The following is a 21154-nucleotide window of genomic DNA, read 5'->3' as shown; positions in this document are numbered from 1 at the left end:
CTATCTCCTCCTGACGACCGACTCCTGAATCCTGAATCCTGACTTGTCAAGAAATCACGATAAATCAACTAGAGATTATCTGAGGCATTGAGTATAATCAAACACATAGATTAGGGGAAATTGCTCATAAATCAGTCCGATCGAGCGTGAATCCTCTTTTATTTTTTAGTCTTAGACTAAGGAAATATCATGGTTGATTGTAGTCAGATTCAGTTTGACGAGGATAAAAGCAAGATAGATCTATCGCAACTACGAGAATTATTTAATTTAACCGCATTTTGGGCAATCGATCGCCGTTTAGAAGATTTAGAAACCGCAATTGACTATAGTGATCCGGTGGTGACGGTGTGGAATGAGCGGCAATTAATTGGTTTTGCTCGCGCCATTTCTGACGGCATTTATCGGGCAACTATTTGGGATGTGATCGTTCATCCCGATTATCAGGGAGCGGGTTTAGGGCGTAAATTAGTAGAAACAGTCTTGGCCCATCCCCGAATAAATCGGGTGGAAAGAGTCTATTTGATGACTACTAATCAAGAAAATTTTTACCGGCGCATTGGTTTCCAAAGCAACGCCACCACGACGATGGTATTATTTAATCGTTATCCCGAGGAGTTTTCCTATCCGGCGATCGAGGTAAAGAAAAAACGATCCCTGTGAGCTTGTCCTGACTATTGTTATCGATTTTATCTAAGCTCATTTCCCCCCCCGATACTTCGATAATGCCTTTCGCTAACTGAAATTTAAGACCGGGAGAAAGACCGAGAGCTTGAGTAAATTGTTTTACTTCTTCTGGCTTTGATTCTAAACTCAAAGGGGAAATTTCTGGCATTTGCCAGAGAGCGATTTCCCCCGGAAATTCTAGGGTAATAGTGACTTTTTTCTCGCCAAGGGCGCTTACCGATATACAAATAGAGCCACTCGTTAAGTTGGCGATCGCCGCATCGACGAGAAGGACAAGAGCGGAGGATAAACGCTGATAATCGGCAATAATAGCAATCTCATCGGTTAAAGGGCTAAATTTAAGCTTAATATGGCGATTAGCTGCCTGTAAATAAGTTAGACTTGCCCAATCTTGCCAGAGTTTAGTTAAAGAAAAAATTTCTCGATTGAGAGGTATAGTACCAGACTCTAGTTTGGAGAGATTAATCATCTCATCGAGCATTGCCATCAGTTTACGGCCCGCCAGTTGTCCCTGGGCGATAAATTCCCTTTCCTCGGCCGGACTTTCACAAAGATCGGCGAGAATCATTTGATGGAGACTGATCATACTGCTCAATGGCGATCGCAATTCGTGGGCAACCCGTCCCAAAAAACTGCTTTTGAGGTGATTAATTGCCACAGCCAGGTGATAAGCGAGGCGAGTTTGCTGTAATTCCCGTTTTAAAGCGTCAATATCGTCCATATTTACAGAAAAACTGCCCCTTGTCGTAAGATATCCCATCCTTGACATTGCCAACGCGCGACGGTGGAGGGTTGTCCACTATTGATTATTCCCCATGCTTGCCTTTCTGTGGGCGCTAACACCGTCACCGAGGGAAAAGTAGTCATAATCGCTTCTGGAGTCAATAAAGGCTCTTGTCCTGACAGATTAGCACTTGTGGTCGCTAAAACACCAGTTCGACCGAGAATTTCTCGTGCGATCGCATGAGCGGGAACTCGGATACCAATCGTGCTAGGATTTTTAGGGTTAAGAACTTTTGGTACTTTTTCAGAAGCGGGTAAAACCAAAGTTAGGGAGCCGGGCCAGTATTTTTCGGTCATTTGCCGCCAAATCTCCCTTTCTTCCTGATTTCCCTTGACATAATCCCATAAATCTGCTGCTGAGGCCGCCATGAGAATTAAGGGTTTATCAAAAGTCCGTTTTTTAGCGGCAAAAATTAAGGCAGCATAGGGGGGAGAAACTGCCAACGCGGGAACTGTATCCGTGGGAAAAGAAACCACTTGACCACTTAGGGCCGCGTGAACAATTTCGTTAAGAGAAGCAGTAGGCATTGAGAATTGAGCATTTTTGGGGACTAATTTAGCCTAAAACTTTTTGGTACAATTTTAAACGGGTAGGGTTGATTCATGAATCAACCCTACCTTGAATCAACCCTACCTTGAATCAACCCTACTTGATCAGCGGGGTATCTGAAAGTTTTTAACACCTACCTACTTATCTCCAACCAATTAGGGACGATTAATTATGAATGAGTCTGATACTTTGGCTAATCTCGAACAATTAGAATATATTCCCTACCTAGATGCCACGGGTAATATCTGTGCTGATTTCCAGGGAAAAATCGGGGTTTATGCCATTTTTGATCGAGAACAAGTCTTAGAGTTTGTCGGCTATTCTCGTGATATTTATCTCAGTTTAAAACAACATCTTGCCCGACAGCCCCAAGCTTGTTATTGGCTAAAAATACAGTTGATTGATCGTCCTAATCGGACTATTCTCGAATCGATTAAACAAGCTTGGCTAAGAGAAAGTCAGGCAGTAATCGGCAATGAAAAACTCTGGACAGAACCAATTGATGCTAAATTAGCCATGACTGAGACAGAAAAAGAATTTTATCAAAGTGCTGACGAATTGGGGCAAATCAAGTTATTAAAACAGGTATCCAGACGAGTAGAAAACGATATTTTATCAACCCTAGAAAAACGGGGAGTACAGATGGAAATTCGTTTTAATCCTAAGTTAAAAGAACAGGGTTTGCTCGATTTAAAGTAAAAATGACTAGGAGCGATCGATTCTCCAGACAAACCGCTATGATAATATATCGCCCCCTCCCCACACCAATGGAACAGCGATGACCACTCCAGACTGGCCAAACCTACTGCAGCAACTACTCGATCGAAAATCCCTTTCCCTTAACCAAGCTGAAGAACTAATGACCGGATGGTTAAACGGCCAGATTCCGGAAGTTTTATCGGGGGCGATTTTAGCTGCTTTGCAAGCAAAAGGAGTCTCGGCCGCGGAATTAGCGGGAATGGCCGGAGTTTTACGGCAACAATCTCGCTTAGAAGACCCTAAACCCCATACCACTCCCGTTATCGATACCTGTGGCACCGGCGGTGACGGGGCCGCAACTTTTAATATTTCCACTGCTGTGGCTTTTGTGGCGGCCGCCGGGGGTGTAAAAGTGGCTAAACACGGCAATCGCTCGGCCTCCAGTAAAGTCGGTTCGGCCGATGTTTTAGAATATCTTGGGGTTAATTTGAGCGCCCCTAGCGAGAAAGTAGCGGCGGCTTTAGATGGGGTGGGAGTTACCTTTCTTTTTGCCCCCGGTTGGCATCCAGCCCTGAAAAGTGTGGCTAATCTCCGCAAAACCCTGAAAGTTCGCACGGTTTTTAATCTTCTGGGCCCTCTAGTTAATCCTCTCCGTCCCACAGGTCAAGTTATCGGGGTTTATGACCGGCAATTTCTCACCCCCATGGCCACGGCTTTAGCACAAATGGGAACCCCAAAGGCGATTATTGTTCACGGCCGGGAAAAACTCGACGAGGTGGGGTTAGGAGATCTGACCGATATGGCTTTATTAAATAATGGCGAGGTGATTTCTGCGGCGATCGATCCCTTGTCAATTGCTATCCCCAGAGCCAGTTTAAATGCCCTTAAAGGCGGGGAAGTACCAGAAAATGCCGAAATCCTCAAAAATGTCCTGCAAGGGGGTGGAACGCCGGCTCAACGGGATGCTGTGGCGATTAATGCCTCTCTTGCCCTACAGGTGGCAGAAAAGGTCACTTTTGGCGACCATGCTGCCGGTTTCGCCCTCGCTCGCGACATTTTAGCCAGTGGGTTAGCTTGGCAAAAATTAGAGGAGTTGGTTAAGTTTCTCGCCTAGGACAATTCACAGGAGTCAGGAGACTCCGAGACAGGAGATTGCTTTTATTTATTCTCCCCACTTCCCCACTCCCCCACTCTGCAATAATTACTCGCAGCCAGAAATAGGTTGGGCGTATCATACTTTGTGCTTTTTGTCAAAAAAACTTTTTTTTTGCAATAAAACTACACAAAAAAAAGATCATCACTGCTGGTGAAATTGACTGATTTACCCGCTTCAATTAGGATACCCTTCTAGGTGTGGCAAGGGTTTCAACCCTTGCTGCCCAAAAAAGCACAGAATAACCCATTATGAAATTCAGTAAAATCGCTGTAACTATGATAACATCGTTGTTAAATAAAAATCTTTCTCAATTAATTCTTAAGAATTTATAAATATTGCGGAATGTTAATTTAAATATTCTCAAGTTTTTGCAGTCAATAAATAATTTTTGCTTATCTTTGTCAGAAAATAGAACTCCTGCAAAAATCCAACATCTACCATTGGGTTAGGAGTCTCCGAGTCAGGAGTCAGGAGTCAGGAGATTATTTTTATTTATTCTTCCCACACCCCACACCCCACACCCCACTTATGAGAGATGATCAAAAGATGAAAGAATCGTGGCGAGAACGTCTGAATATCTCTCGAATAGCGATTAATGCCCCGAGGTTAACCATTGCTTTCTGGTTAGCGGTGGCCATGGCAGGAATTTTGGCTTTTAGTTCCCTAAAATACGCTCTTTTCCCCGATATCAGCTTTCCAGTCGTAATAATTAACGCCCAAGCGGATTTAGCTACTGCTATCACCACGGAACAGCAATTAACTAAACCCCTAGAAAATCCCCTTTTCTCTCTCCCCGGTTGTCGGGATGTGTCCTCGACTACTGCCCCCGGACAGTCAGTAATCAGCGTTTTCTTTAAAATTGGCACAAATTTAGACAAAGCCACCGCAGCAGTTAAACAGGCTATCTCGCAAATCCCTTTACCCTCTCAAGCTACTACAGAAGTTATCCCCGTTGATTTAAATGAGTCGGCAATAGTCACATATACGCTGGTGAGTGAGCAGAAAACCCTAGAAGAATTAAGCCAAATCGCCCAAGATAATTTAATTCCGCCCTTAAAAGCTCTTCCTGGTACGGCTAAAGTTAATTTACTCGGTCAGGGTACAGTTAGGGAAGATAATCCCCATAAAAGCTTAACCCGACCATTGCCCACGCTGGTGCGCTTTAATGGTCAAGAGGCGATCGCTGTGCAGGTAATCAAACAAGGTGCTGCCAATAGTCTCGATCTGGCCGCGGTCGCAGAAAAACTGGTTAAAGACATAGCACAAAAACTGCCCGATGTCAAGATAATTTTAGCTGAAACTCAAGCGGAATATATTCGCGCTGCCCTACAAGGCACGATCGATGATTTACTCTTGGCAGTTTTGCTGTCGGTGCTGGTGATCTGGATATTTTTAGGCAGTTTCGCCGCTACAATCATTTCTGCTCTGGTTATCCCCCTATCTCTTTTGGGGACTTTCATTATCATGGCCATCTATGGGTTTAATCTGGAAACCCTGACGCTACTGGCTCTCGCTTTGGTAATCGGCATTGTCGTGGATGATGCGATCGTTGATGTGGAGAATATTTCCCGTTTAATCGACGCGGGGGAAACCCCGAAAAATGCGGCACTCAAGGGGACAAGGGAGATCGGATTAGCTGTCACTGCTTCCACTTTAACCATTGTTGCCGTGTTTATACCCGTGGCTTTTATGGGGGGTGCGGTGGGGCAGTTTTTCCAACCCTTCGGTTTAACTGTCTCGGCTGCGGTGATTTTTTCTCTGTTGATCGCCAGAACTTTATCGCCAGTTTTGGCAGTATATTGGCTGAAACCGCAGTCACGGGCAAAAATGACGAAACAAAAGCGACCGATTGAAAACGCCTATCGACGGCTCTTAAACTGGTCATTGCGTCATCGTTTGCTGGTCATTGCTATTGCCCTAATTACCTTTTTTGCGGGTATTGCCTTGATTCCTTTTATTTCTAGGGGATTTATTCCCCGACTCGATCGCGGCGAGTTTAATCTGGTTTATACTTCTCCTTTGCCGAAAATAACGCAAATTAGTCCTAATAAACCGACGGCTAAGAGTTCTAGCGATAGTTTCGCTTGGATTTCTCAGTTAGCGAGTTCTCCCGAAAGTTTTCTTTTGCGTCGCACTATCCGCGATGGCAGCAAATTAGAAGCGCCGATTTTGCAGGATGGGGAAGTGGAATCGACTTTTATGATCGCCGGTTTACGGGGTGAGCCGAATCGTGGCAAAATTCACGTTAAACTGAAGAGCGATCGTAAATCTCACACCAGTGCGGTGCAGCAACGGATTCGGCAAATTTTACCGACAATTAGAGGGGTGAATGTCAGTATCGAGGACATTCCTTTTGTGCAGACGGAAGCGGAAAAGCCGATCCAAATTGCGATTAAAAGCGATAATTTCAAGCTATTGCGCGATAGTGCCGAGAAATTGCTGGTTGAGGCTGCTAAAATCGCCGGTTTAAAGGATATTTCCCTATCATCTAGATTAAATGATCGGGGGGATTTTTTGGCGATCGAGCGTTTAAATGGTCAACAGGCGATTTTTCTCAGTGCTAATCTTAGTCCCGATTTAGGATTAGAAGATGCGGCGATTAAAATTGAAGGGATTCCTTTACCGGAAGGGATAACTTTACAGCGTTGGGGTACTTCTTCTCAAAGTAGCGATGTTTTGGGCAGTTTTGGTCGCACTTTAATCCTAGCGACAATTTTAATGTTAGGAGTTTTATGGTTATTATTCAGAAGACTGCTAGAAACTATCGTCATCGCTTTATGTTTACCTTTAGCGATTGTGGGGGCAATGTTGGGGTTATTGGTAACGGGTAGTGAGTTTAGTATGATTTCTCTGATCGGGTTTATCTTCCTCTTGGGATTACTCGATAAAAACGCTGTGTTATTACTGGATTATACTAACCAATTGCGTCAACAGGGTTGGAGTCGGGAGGAAGCGGTTTTAGAAACGGGAATGATTAGGTTAAGACCGATTTTAATGACCACCTGTTCGACAATTTTAGGTATGATTCCGATCGCTCTGGGATTGGGTACTGGTGCGGAATTGCGGCAACCCATGGCGATGGTAATTGTGGGAGGTTTAGTCACTTCTTCCCTGTTGAGTTTAATTGTTGTGCCTGTGTTATATCTAAGTTTAGAGGATGTTTGGAACCAGATTAAAGCCAGTCAAAAGTAGCTAGTTTTATTGTTTTGGCTTCTGATTACTATAGAGTCGTTTAAATTCTTTTTGTTGTTGATTATGATCGACAATTGGCTCAGGATAACCACAACGATGTCTTTCTAAACGGGGGATTTTCCCGGTTACTAGATATTCCGTATCTACGGAGGCTAATTCCGGCAACCATTGACGAATATATTCCCCTTCCGGATCGAATTTTTGTGTCTGACTAGCGGGGTTAAAAATTCTTAAAGGTTTCGGATCCATGCCACTAGAGGCACTCCACTGCCAACCACCATTATTAGCGGCTAAATCGCCATCAAAAAGTTTCTGCATGAAGTATTTTTCGCCTTTTTGCCAGTTAATAATTAAATCTTTGGTTAAAAAACTCGCCACGATCATGCGACAACGATTGTGCATCCATCCCGTTTCATTTAATTGTCGCATGGCCGCGTCAACGATCGGATAGCCGGTTTTTCCCTGGCACCAAGCTTGAAAATGTTCTTCGTTATCCTGCCAAGGAAAATGACGAAATTCTTTTCTATAAGCACCGACCGCCAATTCTGGGAAAAAATAGAGACAATGCTGGTAAAATTCCCGCCAAGCTAACTCTTGCTGCCAAGTGATAATACTATTTTTTGCTTCCTGGGCGCGGCAATTTTCTAATAACTCTAGGGTTGCCGTCCAAATTGTGCGGATGCCAATCGCCCCAAATTTTAAAGCGGCACTCAAGCGCGAGGTGCCATCGAAAGCGGGGAAGTTACGATCTTCTTGATAATTGTTAATAACCCCTTGACAAAATTCTTCTAATCTGCTATGGGCGGCCTTTTCTCCGGGAGCGAGGGGTAAGGGATTTTGCCAGGTAAAACCTAAATTTTCTAGGGTTGGTAGATTAATAGTTTCTGTGAGTTTCTCCCCCTCATTTTCGTCTAATCCTTGCAGGTTTTCTAGGGTTTTGGGGCTGGCTTTGGCTAATTGGCTCCAATTTTTCCAAAAAGGAGTATATACGGTGTAGGGACTTTTTGAGAGGGTGAGGACTTGCCCTGGAGCGTGGAGAAGTTGATCCCAGAAGGTTTCTACTTCAATTCCTTTTGTTTGTAAAGCGGCGATTACCTGTTGATCCCGTTGACGCGCGTAGGGTTCGATATCGAGGTTAAAAAAAACTGCTTTTGCCGATAAATTGCCGGCTAAGTTGACGAGTGTTTGACTGGGGTTGCTGCGAATAATCAGTAATTGACTACCTTTTTGGCGATAATTTTTTTCTAATTCCTCTAGACAACCGAGGAGATAGGCAACTCTAGCAGGGGCGATATCATCCCTCTCTAAAATAGCAGGATCGAGGCAGAAAACCCCGATAATTTTCGGACTACGCTCCCTAGCTTTACTCAGTCCAATATTATCCGAGAGACGTAAATCGCGACGATGCCAGAAAAGGATTAGATTTGACATAAAGTAAGGTGATGAGAAGATTATCAGGGGCGAGATTATTTTACATTGAGCTTGTCGAAATGTGGGGTACAGTTAAGAACAAATTCAGGTCAAAAATACTCTTTCTGTAATTATACGACAGTAGATCAAGAATAATTGTCTAATTTTAAAATCTAGCGGTGATTGGCAGTTAGTTTATTGACAAAATCTCGATGTTCTGCTGTTTCTAAACCCCGCTGCAAAATCACTAAAACTTTTCCTAAGTCGCCCATTAATAAAGCATTTTTATCTAGCCATAAACCGGGGAAGATTTGGGAGCGTATTATGCCCTCACTATCGGGTTCTAGTTTAATATATTCTCCTGCCTGTAGCCGAAACCAATCAATTTCTTGTTCATAAAACCGCCAGACTAGATATTCTTGGACTTGATTGCGACGGTAAACATTTAATTTTTGATGAACATCGTAGGAAGCACTAGAAGCGGCAATTTCGACAATTAATTCCGGCGCGCCTTCTACATAGTCATCTTGACTAATTGTCGATTGTCCTCCCTTGTCAATTCTTAATAGGGCATCCGGTTGGGGTTCGTTATCAATATCTAATCTCACACTGGCATTATCACCCAATCTAACACCGGGAGTCGCCGCTTTATAGAGAGCTAACCATCCGATAATATTAGCATGAGGCTCGGCGTGACTTTCAAATCTGAAGGGAGATGCCATATAAACAATTCCTTCAATTAATTCCGCTTTTTTGAGATGGGGCATCCCTTGATAACGTCGTTCAAATTCCCATCGAGTTAATTTATCGCCGTTTTCTAGGGGAGGAATTGTTAAAGAAGCAGCTATTACTGGGGTAGTTGTCATAAGTTTTCTCTTTTCACCCTTCTTCTAGTTAATCTTTGCCCGCTATCGGATCAGCAATTTCTCCTGATCTTCCATTATTATAACAACCATCGGTAGGGTGTGTTAAAGTAGCTCAACACACCCACAAAAATCAGTTAGAAGTCAATAAATAATCCATTAATTTGAGCAAAGTTTTTTCTCCCATATTATAGAACACTTGAGAGAAAATAATTATCTAATTTTTAAACTTGAGAGCGATCGCTAGTTAATTTATTAACAAAATCTTGATGTTCTGGTGTCTCTAACCCTCGCTGTAAAATCACTAAAACTTTTCCTAAGTCGCCCATTAATAAAGCGTTTTTATCTAGCCATAAACCGGGGAAGATTTGGGAGCGCATTATGCCCTCACTATCGGGTTCTAGTTTAATATATTCTCCTGCCTGTAGCCGAAACCAATCAATTTCTTGTTCATAAAACCGCCAGACTAGGTATTCTTGGACTTGATTGCGACGGTAAACATTTAATTTTTGATGAACATCGTAGGAAGCACTAGAAGCGGCAATTTCGACAATTAATTCCGGCGCTCCTTCTACATAATCATCTTGACTAATTGTCGATTGTCCTCCCTTGTCAATTCTTAATAGGGCATCCGGTTGGGGTTCGTTATCAATATCTAATCTCACGCTGGCATTATCACCCAATCTAACACCGGGAGTCGCCGCTTTATAGAGAGCTAACCATCCGATAATATTAGCATGAGGCTCGGCGTGACTTTCAAATCTGAGGGGAGATGCCATATAAACAATTCCTTCAATTAATTCCGCTTTTTTGAGATGGGGCATCCCTTGATAACGTCGTTCAAATTCCCATCGAGTTAATTTATCGCCGTTTTCTAGGGGAGGAATTGTTAAAGAATCAGCTATTACTGGGGTAGTTGTCATAAGTTTTCTCTTTTCACCCGTCTTCTAGTTAATCTTTGCCCGCTATCGGATCGGGATTTTTTCCTGATCTTCCATTATTATAACATCCATCGGTAGGGTGTGTTAAAGTAGCTCAACACACCCACAAAAATCAATTAGAAATTAACAAATAATCTATAAGCTTAATTAATCTTGCTTCTTTAACTCCTACCACTGGGCGCTTGAGGATATCTTCTAAGGAATCAAAAGGTTTCTCTGAACGTTTTTTCAGAAAATCGTTAACAGATGTAGCGGGAATTCCTGCTTTTTTAAGTTGATTAGCATCACAGCTATTTAAAAGCTCTAAAATCGACTTAGAAGGAGGAGAAGGAGGAGAAATAATAATTTTTTCTTCCAGTCTTTTGATTTCTTTTTGGTACTCCTCTCGGATTGCTTGTAACTGGGTTTCTAATCGTTTTTCAAGATTACTCATCCTCAATTCTAGAGGATTATCTATTTTTTCATGCGTGGTAATTAACCCAGGAGAAGAGGATAATAACTGTATTTGCTGTAAAGCGATACTCTCCGCTTCTTTATCAACTACAAAAGCGTTAATCATCTCGATGTCAGGAACTTTCTGATTGGCGATGACAGAAGCATAATATTCTAAATCTCCACTAATAATATTATAACGTTCATCAACTTTTTTATTATCAGCTTTTTTGAGAATAGCAGGGCGAATAATTCCACCCATTTCAATAATAAGATTGGCTAAATTTTCCAATTCAGTTTCGGAGAAAGTTTCTCTGGCAACAGAAGGATTAATATCAGTAATATCGACTCGTAAAAATTTCCACATTTATTTAACTCCTATTTTAGCTAAAACTTCCAGTGCTAAGGCTTCAAATTCTGCTGCTGATACTCCCGCATCAGCTTGATGTTCGGCATAATCGATTATAGATTGGGGGGCAGGAATTTCTAAATCTCCCACGGTAACGTATTGATTTATACAGCGAGATAAAGGCATTCTTTCCGAGATAGTCGATTCCATCAAAGGTAAATTATATTTGTCTGGAATCACTTGTTTTTGTTTGGGAAAATTATATTTTAAGTATTGAGCATGGGTGGAAATTTTGGAAGGTAAAACGCCTAAAATTTGTAGGGTTGGTTTACCCAAATCTCCACGACTTTCATTGATTTCCTCTTGAACAAAGTTTTTAACGCTATCTAATCCTTGATTAGAAAATGGTTTAAGATCAGAAGGGATTATCAGATAGTCAGCTGCAATTAAAGCAATGCGTGCATATAAATCAAGTGCGGGAGGTGCATCAATAATTACAATATCGTATTGATCATTTACTTTCTCTAATTTTCTTGCCAATCTAGCAAATACCGCTGCATTATCTTTAATTTTAGCTTGGTTAGCAATTAAAGATATGTGAGAGGGAATAACATCAATTTCTGGATGATTGAATCCTTGAGACTTTCTGACGATATTCTCAATAAAAATGCGGTTACTGTTATCTAGCAAATGAAAGACATTTTTATCTTTTAAATCATCGTCATCATCGAATTGAAACTTAATTAAACCAACGGCAAAGGTACTATTAGCTTGAGCATCAATATCAATTAATAATACTCGCTTGCCTTTTTTACTCAAAGCTGCCGCTAGATTGGTAGCGACGGTGGTTTTGCCAACACCACCTTTATGATGATAAATTGCGATGGTTTTCATGGGATTTCTGTGGTTGGTTGTTGGAGAATTAAGCGGTGGAATGCCTAGGGATAAGGTTTCGTAGCCAATCAGAAATTTTAACTGTTCTAAGTGAGAGGCAATTTCTAACCCAGAACATCTAAAAACTAAATAAATTTTATCGGGTTTTCTTTGATAAAGTTGAATCTCATCACCATTGGTTAATAATCCCCACTGCACTTTAAAGTAGTTGAGATAATAACCTAAGCGGTGACGATGATTGATGAGCTTTTCTCTGGGGTTTTTAGCCTCGACAATTAGACAGTGAGAGGATAAAAACTGCCTTTTATTGATAGGTTTTTGAGCGGAAACAAGGAAATCTAAGCGTACTTTACCGAAGCTAACTTGTTGATACCAATGTTCGGCATTGTAGCCTAGTTTGGGGAGTAAATACTGGACAATTAATTTACTCTCCACTTCCCTTTCGTTATGACAATGGTGAGGGTTGAAAGTCACACATTTGAGGAAATAAGTAGTTGGACAAAAGTAAAGTTAACTGTGGGATAAGGAGTCAGGAGTCAGGAGTCAGTAAGAATTGCGGCAATTTACATTTCTTAAGATAGACAACAGAATTTATGCCCGACTACTTACTTAAAAATAACTTATTGTTAGTTTAAATGATGACAGCCCTTCCCGTCAAGGTAAAGCACAGACTAAATCCTCATACTAAATCTGGTTATTAAAGACTGATTATTTATTCCCCTTTTTGCATGAGTGCATGAGTAGAAAACGGGTTTCTCCGAGAAACCCGTTTTCTGTGAGTTACTCAACGGATATTTCAGCTGCAAGAACGAACCCCATCTATCCCAGAAAAGCTGTATATTGAGATGCACATCGGTAAATTTACGGATTTATTGCAGTAGGATGTTTATCTAGCACTTTTGGCAATGACAGAGAAAACCATCCTACCCACAGCTTAATTAATGGATCTGCATAATTTTCTCGGCTACTTTCTGGGAAATAAAAGGTAAAATTGAGCGATTTTGACTGTTATCTTTTCCCTCGGTAAATACCACCAATAGATAGGGAGTATGGTGGGGAATTTCAATATAGGCTGCATCGTGACGTACTTGACTTGTCCAACCAGCTTTTGACCAAATTTGACTATTTTCTGGTAATCCTTGTCCCAGAAATCCTAAGATTTGTGTATCATCTCCTTGACTTGTCCAATCAGCAGGATTAAGACTTCGTTTTAGTAAAGACATCATCATTTGGGAACGTTGGGAAGAAACAGCAATCCCCCCGACAATAGTATGAATTAAACGCGCCACTGCATTGCTAGTTAACATATTGCGATTCTCCATTAATTCCCCTAAAAAAGCGCGTTCACGTCCATAGGGACCATCAGACCAAGTTTTTTGATTAACGTTAATTGTCGCTAATTCTGGCCAATTTAGGGATTGAAAATAACGATTAACTATGTTGCGTTGTTGCTTCCAAGTTTCAAAGGGACCGGCGGCAATTTCTGGACCGCTAGTGGTTCCCGTCACCAGATCTACAACTAAACTGGTAGCATCATTACCAGAGTCAACAATCATGTCACGAATGGCGCGATTTAATTCGGTGTTTTCGGGAATCATTCCCCCTTCTAACCACTCATGAATTGCTACTAGATAAAATAATTTAACTAAACTAGCGGGATAGGTTCTTTCTTGTCCGCGATAACTAAATCCGCGGGGGGAATATTTCCAGAATTCTTCGTGAGAAATTGCTCCCCCCGTGTTGACGATAACGGGAGGATCATATACTATCCAAGTTAGGGCAATTTGTTCTTGAGCTAATTGGGTAAATTCTCGCCAAGTTGTTTCTAAAATATCTGTACCGAACTGTTGGAGGTGGTCTTCAGTATGAAAAAAGTTCATAGGTGTGCTGCAAAGTCAAAAGTTAGAAGGTGGATAAATTATTGAGTCGGCAATTCTCATTTTACGGTAAAATTTACCGATAATTAATTATTTGATCGCTTCTTAGTTTAATGTTTATATCTACCGATGAGGTTCATCTCTATTTTATCAGTCTTGATCCGTCTGGGGATAGACTAGAAAAACTGGCTTCTTTGCTCTCGGAAGATGAAATAATTAGAGCTAATCGTTACCATTTTCCCCAACACAAGCGGCGTTTTTTGGTGGCTAGGGGGTGTTTACGGGAGATTTTAGGGTCATATTTGGCGATAAGTCCCGAAAAAATCGAGTTTATCTACAGTGAACGGGGAAAACCGAGTATTAACTACCAATTGCAGTTTAATCTCTCCCATTCCGAGGAGATGGCAATCTGTGGCTTGACTTTAACCGCTCGCATCGGGGTAGATTTAGAGAAAATGCGCCAGATGAAAGATTTAAATAGCTTGACAAAAAGGTTTTTTTGTGCTAAGGAACACGAGCTTGTTGAAAAGTCTGCGGAGAAGGAAAAGCTATTTTTTCAGTTATGGACGGCAAAAGAGGCTTATTTAAAGGCAGTGGGAACGGGAATTAGCGGGGGACTCGATCGAGTGGAAGTGGGCCTCAATCCCTTAAAATTAGACAATGTGGCGGGGGAATGGCAATTATGGACAGCGGCAATCGGCGATAATTATCGAGCGACGGTGGTTATCGAAGGTAGCGATCGAGTGATTAAAACCTTTGGCCTTTCTGATCTATGATTAATTGGGGAGTTAATTGCCTTGAGAAATTCAGTAATTATTCCTAGCTATCTCAAAAAAAGCTTGTCCTTAATTATTACTTAACCTTGTTTTCTCTATGCGAATTGCTCTTTTTACAGAAACTTTCTTACCGAAAATCGATGGAATTGTCACCCGTCTTAAACATACCGTGGAACACCTACAAAGATTAGGTCATCAGGTATTAGTTTTCTCTCCCGATGGCGGTTTAAAGGAGTACAAAGGTGCTAAAATTCATGGAGTTACAGGGATTCCCTTACCCCTATATCCGGAATTAAAAATGGCTTTCCCCCGGCCTTCAGTCGGTCAAGCTTTAGAGAGGTTTAAACCCGATATTATTCATGTGGTTAACCCCGCTATTTTAGGGGTGGGAGGCATTTATTTTGCCAAAACTATGAACATTCCCCTCGTCGCTTCCTATCATACCCATCTCCCCCAATACCTACAACACTATGGATTAGGTTCCCTAGAAGGATTACTCTGGGAATTATTAAAACTGGCCCACAATCAAGCAAGTTTAAATCTCTGCACTTCCACTGCTATGGTGCAAGAATTATCTAGTCGTGGCATTGAAAAGGTAGAGCTTTGGCAAAGGGGAGTCGATACGGAATTATTTCAACCTCATTTAAAATCCCCAGCTATGAGACTGAAATTATCCCAAAATAACCCCGATAGTCCTCTCTTATTATATGTTGGTCGAGTGTCGGCCGAAAAAGAAATCGATCGCATTAAACCAGTATTAGAAGCGATTCCCGAAGCAAGATTTGCCATTGTGGGAGATGGTCCCCATCGGGAAGCTTTAACAAGTCATTTTGCCGACACAAATACCCATTTTGTCGGTTATTTACAGGGGTTAGAATTAGCCTCCGCTTTTGCTTCCGCAGATGCTTTTCTTTTTCCCTCACGCACAGAAACCCTCGGTTTGGTACTCTTAGAATCCATGGCTGCCGGTTGTCCGGTGGTGGCGGCAAATTCGGGGGGAATTCCCGATATTGTCACCGATGGAGTTAATGGTCATCTCTTCGATCCTAGGGATGAAAAGGGTTTAATTAGTGCCACCCAAAGATTACTAACCGCCAAGGCAGAAAGAGAGGAATTACGACGAAATGCGCGTCTAGAAGCCGAAAAATGGGCATGGCAAGCGGCCACCAAACAGTTATTAAATTACTATCACCGGGTTTTGAATAATAATTCTGTGGCTTTTGCCGCTTAATTGTTGTCAAAATGCTCGAATTTAATTGCAAAAACCTTAACCTATTGTAACTTCTATGGCCAGCGCACCCAGTACCACCTTAGATAAGTCCACCCAAGTGGTCAAAAAGACTTATCCCAACTATAAAGTTATTGTTCTCAACGATGACTTTAACACCTTCGATCATGTGGCCAATTGTTTAATTAAATATATCCCGGATATGACTACCGATCGAGCTTGGGAATTAACTAATCAAGTTCACTACCAAGGACAAGCAATTGTCTGGACAGGTCCCCAAGAACAAGCGGAACTTTATCACCAACAATTGCGACGGGAAGGATTAACTATGGCTCCTCTAGAGGCCGCATAATTATGAATAATGGTCGTTTAGTTTGGAATCATTCTACTCATATTCCGGGGTTGATTGCGGTATTAGAAAAGTTAATTACCTATCAAGGAATCACCACTGTCACCCCGGGGGTACTTTCTCGCTCAAAAGGTCATTGTCCGCGGTTACAATTGCGGATATCAGTACCAATTCGTGGTGGTTTTAAGCTGATTGCGAGGACAGGAAAAAGTGTGCAGGAAGTCTTTGTTATCACCGATTTAAACCAAGAGGATTTAGAAATGGCTATCCAAGCTTGTTTAGGAAAATAACTGTCGTGGGTGCGTTGTTGAAAGGCTGCTGGTTACTAATCATTGTTTTTCTGTTTTTCTCTGTACATTCTCTCCCTAGTTTGGCAGTAGTGGATAGGGTTCCCTTAACAGTAACTTTATTGCAGGAACGTTTAAGCGCACCCGTCCTTAAAGAAGGGATGACTACCATTAATTTAGCCAATTTAGTTATCGATATCCGCGATGAAAATAAGGAGCTGCAAGAACAATTTTATCAACAGATTCAAGGTCAAATTAATCGCGCTAAACAACCCCTAGGTTTAGATTTTAGTAATTCCTTAATTCAAGGCAATTTTATCGCTTCCCGTCTGGGTTTACCGACTCCTTTAACAAAAGTGGCTCTCGCTACCTTATTATCACCCACGGAAGAACAGTTATTACAACAGGACGAAAATTTTTTATTCGATAGCGATGAACCAGTTTTTAATGTCACAGTATTTCGCGGACCTGTGAAGTTGCAGGGAACCGTATTTATGGGAGAAGTGGACTTTTCTAAGACTTTTTTTCTGCAAATTGTCGAAGCAATGGAAGCAAAATTTAGTCGTGAAAGTAATTGGGTAGAATCTCGTTTTGCTAGGGTAGCGAAATTTACCAAAGCCAATTTTATGGGAGATGTAAATTTTAGTCAAAGTCAATTTTTAAATAAAGCCATCTTTCGCACAGCCCATTTTAAAAGTATTACTAACTTCCATCGCAGTCATTTTACTGCCGAAGCTTATTTTGATCAAACTAAATACGATAAAACCGCAGATTTTACCCGTACTTTCTGGGAAAAGGAAGCCAATTTTTCCCAAAGTCAATGGCGAGATCGTCCGCTATTTTCTAAGAGTAGATTTTTAAGTTTATTAACCTTTAGAAATGCCACTTTTGAAAAATCGGGTGCTTTCCGGTCTAGTTATTTTAATGGTGTGGTTAGTTTTCAAGATGTGAAACTTTTAGATCAGGTAGATTTTAGTAATTCCACTTTTACTAAAAATAGTTATTTAAGTGTATCAGGATTAGCTTTTGATTCCGATAAAGCGAAAATCCTGGGAGATAGAGGAGTAATTGGTCAGGCAATTTATTTACCAAACCTAACAGGAAATGAGACAGTTTTAAGAAATTTAGTTCGTAATTTTCGCTCCCTAGAACAAATTGCCGATGCCAATCAAATTGAATATAAAACCGAAAAATTGCGATTACAACAGTTAAAACAAAAGCTAAATAATATCTCATTTATTCGCCTAATTAACCTCACTTGGGTAGCTGATTTTCTGCATACTTCTTTCCTTGCTTTACTATTACTCTTAAGTCAAGATGGTACAAATTTTAGTTTAGTTTTCGGGACAGGAATCATAATTTTTGCCTATTTTGGCTGTTTATTTTGGTTAATCGATCGCGTGCGTCGTCTCACTCCTAAACCAGTAATTCCTAGTCGTTATGAAATCTTTTGTATGGTAACTAGCTATATTATTCTCACCCTTTCAGGTGTGTTTAATATCCTACAATCTGCCAGTCGTCCCCTACTAACTTTAACAGCTATTGCCCTAATTCTTGTCCCCTTACCTTTAATTTTAGTTATCGAACTTTATCGTCGGGGACGCTATCACGATTTAATGGATAGTTCCTATTTCCTGCAAGATGGTAGTATGCGACAATTACGCTTATTAATCACCCGTTTACCCGTGGTTCCCGAATTCCCCCTCTTTCGCGATCGTTATAATCCTATTCCTTGGCAAAAGCGTTGGAATTGGTTAAATTATTACGATTTAAGTCTCAATAATTTGCTAAAATTAGGCTTTAATGATTGGCGAGTTCGCGATCGAGAATTACCCGCTATTATTTCTTTTTTAGTTTGGTATCAATGGGGTATCGGCATCTTTTATATCACTCTCCTTATCTGGACTCTCTCGCGCACGATTCCGGGGTTAAATCTCTTGATTTATTTAAAATAAACTGTAAAAATTTAAATACAGCAGTTATCTTTTCGTTTTGGGGAGCAGAAATATGAGTGGAAAAATGACCCTTACTTTGAACCGTGATACCTACGGAAGGTTAAGCTGTTCGTAATTTAATGCTTGACAGCTTAGTGAGTGTTCGCCGTGATTTTCTATCACTGTTTGAGGAATCGAATTAGAATCTTGATAATCTTACTAAAGAAGAAAAAAACATGAATGCCAAATTGATTGAATCTCTCGTCCAAATTATCGAAAATTTGGGTTAAAACCCCGTCGTTTTACGACGGCTTTTCCTGATTTTTGATGTAGCACTTAAGAACTTCCAGTGGCGCACCTCCTACAGAAGATACAAAATAACTGGGCGACCAAAGAGCGTCTTTCCCGTACGGTTTAGGATAACCAGCTTGTCCATGCCTGCGACTAGAGACTCCCTTTAAAGAATTGACCATCACGGAAATAGATAATTTCGGTGGATATTCAATCAATGCGTGGACATGATCGGACTCCCCGTTAAATTCCAATATCTGAAAATTCATCTTTTCCGCAACTTCCCTAAAAGATTTTTCAACCAAAGTCAGACTTTTACCAGTAAAAACCTTTCTTCTGTATTTTGTCACACAGACCAAGTGTATCTTTAAATCGGAAACAGAGTTTCTTTCTCTTCGCAACTGACTTGACATTATTAACAGACCTAGTTAGAATAGAGTACAGACACACACATCTTAACCCAATGAAAGCGAGGTATCAATACCGTATTTACCCAACAGACCAACAAAAGAGGCTTTTGTCTCAGTTGTTCGGGTGTGTGCGTGTTGTCTGGAACGATACCTTAGCCTACTGCCAAGAACTCTATCGACAAGGGGAGAAAAAGCCAAAATATACTGAGTTATCTAAAAGACTAACTCAAGTCAAAAAAACAGAAGAAAAACAGTGGTTAACCGAGGTTTCTTCTATCCCTTTACAGCAGTCCCTAAGAGACTTAGAGACTGCTTACTCTAACTTCTTTGCATCTTGTAAGGGAGAGAGAAAAGGAAGAAAAGTCAAACCTCCTAAATTTAAGAAGCGTAAATCTAAACAATCAGCAAGATTTACCGATAATGGTTTTACCGTTAACCAACACTGCGTTACTTTAGCAAAAATCGGTGATTTAAGAATAGTTTGGAGTCGCCCATTACCCTCTGAACCTTCTAGCGTTACCGTGATTAAAGACGCATCAGATCGTTATTTTCTTAGTTTTGTTGTCGAGATTCAGCCCGAAATACTTCCTAATAACGGGGAGTCCGTGGGAATCGATCTAGGGATTGCTACCTTTGCTACTCTCTCAACAGGGGAAAAGATAGACGCTCCTAAACCGTTAAAAAAACGATTAAAACGACTAATAAAGGCACAGAAAAACCTTTCTAGAAAACAGAAAGGAAGTAACCGACGGGAAAAAGCCAGAAAACGAGTAGCTAAAATCCACGCAAAGATTAAGGACACTCGTACTGATTTCTTGCATAAACTATCCACTAGAGTTGTTCGTGAAAATCAAACGATAATTTTAGAGGATTTAAACACATCGGGAATGGTTAAGAATCGCAAGTTATCCCGTGCCATATCAGACTTAGGATGGCGTTCTTTCCGAGATATGCTATCGGCAAAATCTGATAAATATGGGCGTGATTTTCGGATAATTTCCCGATGGGAGCCAACGTCTCAGAGGTGTTCCTGTTGTGGGAATATCGGCGGTAAGAAAGCGTTGAATATCCGTGAGTGGGAATGTCTTTTTTGTGGGACTTTTCATGATAGGGATGTAAACGCCGCAATTAATATCAAGGTCGCCGGTGGGCAATCGGAGACTTTAAACGGGCGTCGAGGAAAGTGTAAGACTTCTGTTAAAGAAGCATCGTCCCGTGAAGCGTCAACCCATCCGAAGATCGTTCAATTAAGTTTGTTCGATCTGTAGGGAATCACCGTCCGGCCCCGGCGGTGAGGATGTCAACCAATCCCTTTCTGAAGAAGAAAGATTGCTCTTAGAGAAGAAATTAGCTGCCCATGAAACTCAAACAGATTTTGATAACCTAGCCCAAGCTTTAGCAGAATTGCGACAAATTTGTGCTGAAGAAAACTATACTATAGAAGTTCCTCCTCGCCAAGATCGTTCTAATCCATTTGCAGAAAGCTTAAATGACATTCCTGTGTGATACTAACATTATCAGCGAGTTAGCACGTCCCCAACCTAAGATTTTTCTGCTAAAATTATGTACACAACAGTACACAAGCGGGAAAAGCAATAGTCTATGCTAGAAAAAATCGGAATGGGAGAATTCCGGGATCATCTCGCCAAATATTTGAGTTCTACTACTCCCATCGCCGTCACTTGCCAGGGTCAGACGGTGGGCTATTTCTTGCCGGCACGACCGGAGCCATCGGAAGCGGAGATCGACGGGTTAAAACGCGCCGCCGAGAGGTTGGATGCGCTTTTACGCGAACAGGGACTTTCTGAAGATGCGCTCGTTCGCGAATTCCGTCAACTCCGCGAAGGCGAGCGTTAGGCTTTCTGCCATGACGAAAAGAATCGTTCTGGATGCCAATATTCTCATCCGTGCCGTGTTGGGGAAAAAGGTACGGGAGTTGACATCCTCGCCGCCCTAAAAGTGCGGCGATTCCTAAACCTCACGATTTAAGTTTCTGCTTCCACCACCGTCGCATACCACAGTTAAAAAACCATGTACTGTCTTACACAG

Annotated in this window: 21 protein-coding genes; 12 read left to right on the top strand and 9 right to left on the bottom strand. The window is 41.4% G+C overall.

What is annotated here, in order from left to right; genetic code table 11:
- Window positions 1-189 precede the first annotated feature (189 nt).
- Complete coding sequence (locus tag H6G48_RS19830) at window positions 190-660, top strand: GNAT family N-acetyltransferase (RefSeq protein WP_190722946.1); 471 nt, start codon at window positions 190-192, stop codon at window positions 658-660.
- On the opposite strand, the gene H6G48_RS19825 is transcribed toward H6G48_RS19830, so the two are convergent.
- Window positions 596-1453, bottom strand: coding sequence for a sensor histidine kinase (locus tag H6G48_RS19825; RefSeq protein ID WP_190722945.1), 858 nt, complete (start codon window positions 1451-1453; stop codon window positions 596-598). The genes H6G48_RS19830 and H6G48_RS19825 overlap by 65 nt on opposite strands.
- A complete protein-coding gene (locus H6G48_RS19820; RefSeq protein ID WP_190722944.1) occupies window positions 1408-1995 on the bottom strand; it encodes an L-threonylcarbamoyladenylate synthase in 588 nt (195 codons plus the stop codon). The genes H6G48_RS19825 and H6G48_RS19820 overlap by 46 nt, the downstream gene beginning before the upstream one ends.
- Before the next feature lie 193 nt (window positions 1996-2188).
- Here H6G48_RS19820 and H6G48_RS19815 point away from each other — a divergent pair, with 193 nt between their 5' ends.
- The 3 genes from H6G48_RS19815 (at window position 2189) to H6G48_RS19805 (ending at window position 7064) form a co-directional block, all read left to right on the top strand.
- Window positions 2189-2716 (top strand): GIY-YIG nuclease family protein, encoded by a 528-nt coding sequence (locus H6G48_RS19815; protein WP_190722943.1) that lies wholly within the window; start codon window positions 2189-2191, stop codon window positions 2714-2716.
- Between the two features lie 79 nt (window positions 2717-2795).
- Window positions 2796-3830: an anthranilate phosphoribosyltransferase gene (trpD, locus tag H6G48_RS19810; protein WP_190722942.1), complete on the top strand. Its 1035-nt coding sequence runs from the start codon at window positions 2796-2798 to the stop codon at window positions 3828-3830.
- Window positions 3831-4418: 588 nt separating this feature from the next.
- Window positions 4419-7064 (top strand): efflux RND transporter permease subunit, encoded by a 2646-nt coding sequence (locus tag H6G48_RS19805; protein WP_190722941.1) that lies wholly within the window; start codon window positions 4419-4421, stop codon window positions 7062-7064.
- A gap of 6 nt (window positions 7065-7070) precedes the next feature.
- Here H6G48_RS19805 and H6G48_RS19800 read toward each other — a convergent pair whose 3' ends face one another.
- The 6 genes from H6G48_RS19800 to H6G48_RS19775 form a co-directional block, all read right to left on the bottom strand.
- Complete coding sequence (locus H6G48_RS19800; RefSeq protein ID WP_190722940.1) at window positions 7071-8495, bottom strand: FAD-binding domain-containing protein; 1425 nt, start codon at window positions 8493-8495, stop codon at window positions 7071-7073.
- Window positions 8496-8647: 152 nt separating this feature from the next.
- The gene (locus tag H6G48_RS19795; protein ID WP_190722939.1) at window positions 8648-9340 is read right to left on the bottom strand and encodes a Uma2 family endonuclease; all 693 of its coding nucleotides are present in this window, start codon (window positions 9338-9340) and stop codon (window positions 8648-8650) included.
- Window positions 9341-9561: 221 nt separating this feature from the next.
- A complete protein-coding gene (locus H6G48_RS19790) occupies window positions 9562-10260 on the bottom strand; it encodes a Uma2 family endonuclease (protein WP_190722938.1) in 699 nt (232 codons plus the stop codon).
- 130 nt (window positions 10261-10390) lie between these two features.
- Window positions 10391-11077, bottom strand: a complete 687-nt coding sequence (locus H6G48_RS19785) for a ParB N-terminal domain-containing protein (protein WP_190722937.1) — start codon at window positions 11075-11077, stop codon at window positions 10391-10393.
- Window positions 11078-12427: an AAA family ATPase gene (locus H6G48_RS19780; RefSeq protein ID WP_190722936.1), complete on the bottom strand. Its 1350-nt coding sequence runs from the start codon at window positions 12425-12427 to the stop codon at window positions 11078-11080.
- Between the two features lie 464 nt (window positions 12428-12891).
- Window positions 12892-13833 carry a serine hydrolase gene (locus H6G48_RS19775; RefSeq protein WP_190722935.1) on the bottom strand — a complete coding sequence of 314 codons (942 nt, stop codon included), beginning with the start codon at window positions 13831-13833 and terminating at the stop codon, window positions 12892-12894.
- Window positions 13834-13943: 110 nt separating this feature from the next.
- On the opposite strand from H6G48_RS19775, the gene H6G48_RS19770 reads away from it, so the two are divergent.
- The 5 genes from H6G48_RS19770 (at window position 13944) to H6G48_RS19750 (ending at window position 18425) form a co-directional block, all read left to right on the top strand.
- A complete protein-coding gene (locus tag H6G48_RS19770) occupies window positions 13944-14606 on the top strand; it encodes a 4'-phosphopantetheinyl transferase family protein (protein ID WP_190722934.1) in 663 nt (220 codons plus the stop codon).
- Between the two features lie 97 nt (window positions 14607-14703).
- Window positions 14704-15837, top strand: a complete 1134-nt coding sequence (locus tag H6G48_RS19765) for a glycosyltransferase family 4 protein (RefSeq protein WP_079207103.1) — start codon at window positions 14704-14706, stop codon at window positions 15835-15837.
- Window positions 15838-15892: 55 nt separating this feature from the next.
- On the top strand, window positions 15893-16186 hold the full coding sequence (gene clpS / locus H6G48_RS19760) for an ATP-dependent Clp protease adapter ClpS (RefSeq protein WP_002765336.1): 294 nt from the start codon (window positions 15893-15895) through the stop codon (window positions 16184-16186).
- Window positions 16187-16188: 2 nt separating this feature from the next.
- Window positions 16189-16473: a DUF2103 domain-containing protein gene (locus H6G48_RS19755; RefSeq protein ID WP_002732155.1), complete on the top strand. Its 285-nt coding sequence runs from the start codon at window positions 16189-16191 to the stop codon at window positions 16471-16473.
- A gap of 5 nt (window positions 16474-16478) precedes the next feature.
- Window positions 16479-18425, top strand: coding sequence for a pentapeptide repeat-containing protein (locus tag H6G48_RS19750; protein WP_190722933.1), 1947 nt, complete (start codon window positions 16479-16481; stop codon window positions 18423-18425).
- 281 nt (window positions 18426-18706) lie between these two features.
- Here H6G48_RS19750 and tnpA read toward each other — a convergent pair whose 3' ends face one another.
- Window positions 18707-19108: an IS200/IS605 family transposase gene (gene tnpA, locus H6G48_RS19745; protein ID WP_190722932.1), complete on the bottom strand. Its 402-nt coding sequence runs from the start codon at window positions 19106-19108 to the stop codon at window positions 18707-18709.
- Between the two features lie 50 nt (window positions 19109-19158).
- Here tnpA and H6G48_RS19740 point away from each other — a divergent pair, with 50 nt between their 5' ends.
- The 3 genes from H6G48_RS19740 to H6G48_RS19730 all read left to right on the top strand — a co-directional run bounded on the left by H6G48_RS19740 (window position 19159) and on the right by H6G48_RS19730 (window position 20962).
- On the top strand, window positions 19159-20373 hold the full coding sequence (locus H6G48_RS19740) for an RNA-guided endonuclease InsQ/TnpB family protein (RefSeq protein WP_190722931.1): 1215 nt from the start codon (window positions 19159-19161) through the stop codon (window positions 20371-20373).
- A gap of 61 nt (window positions 20374-20434) precedes the next feature.
- A complete protein-coding gene (locus tag H6G48_RS19735) occupies window positions 20435-20611 on the top strand; it encodes a hypothetical protein (protein WP_232023670.1) in 177 nt (58 codons plus the stop codon).
- Window positions 20612-20707: 96 nt separating this feature from the next.
- The gene (locus H6G48_RS19730; RefSeq protein ID WP_002782656.1) at window positions 20708-20962 is read left to right on the top strand and encodes a hypothetical protein; all 255 of its coding nucleotides are present in this window, start codon (window positions 20708-20710) and stop codon (window positions 20960-20962) included.
- Window positions 20963-21154 lie beyond the last annotated feature (192 nt).

Origin of the sequence: Microcystis flos-aquae FACHB-1344, from assembly GCF_014698375.1 — a bacterium.
GTDB classification, from domain to species: domain Bacteria; phylum Cyanobacteriota; class Cyanobacteriia; order Cyanobacteriales; family Microcystaceae; genus Microcystis; species Microcystis aeruginosa.
Note: the sequence above shows the minus strand (reverse complement) of the source record. Positions and strands in the feature narration are given on the sequence as shown.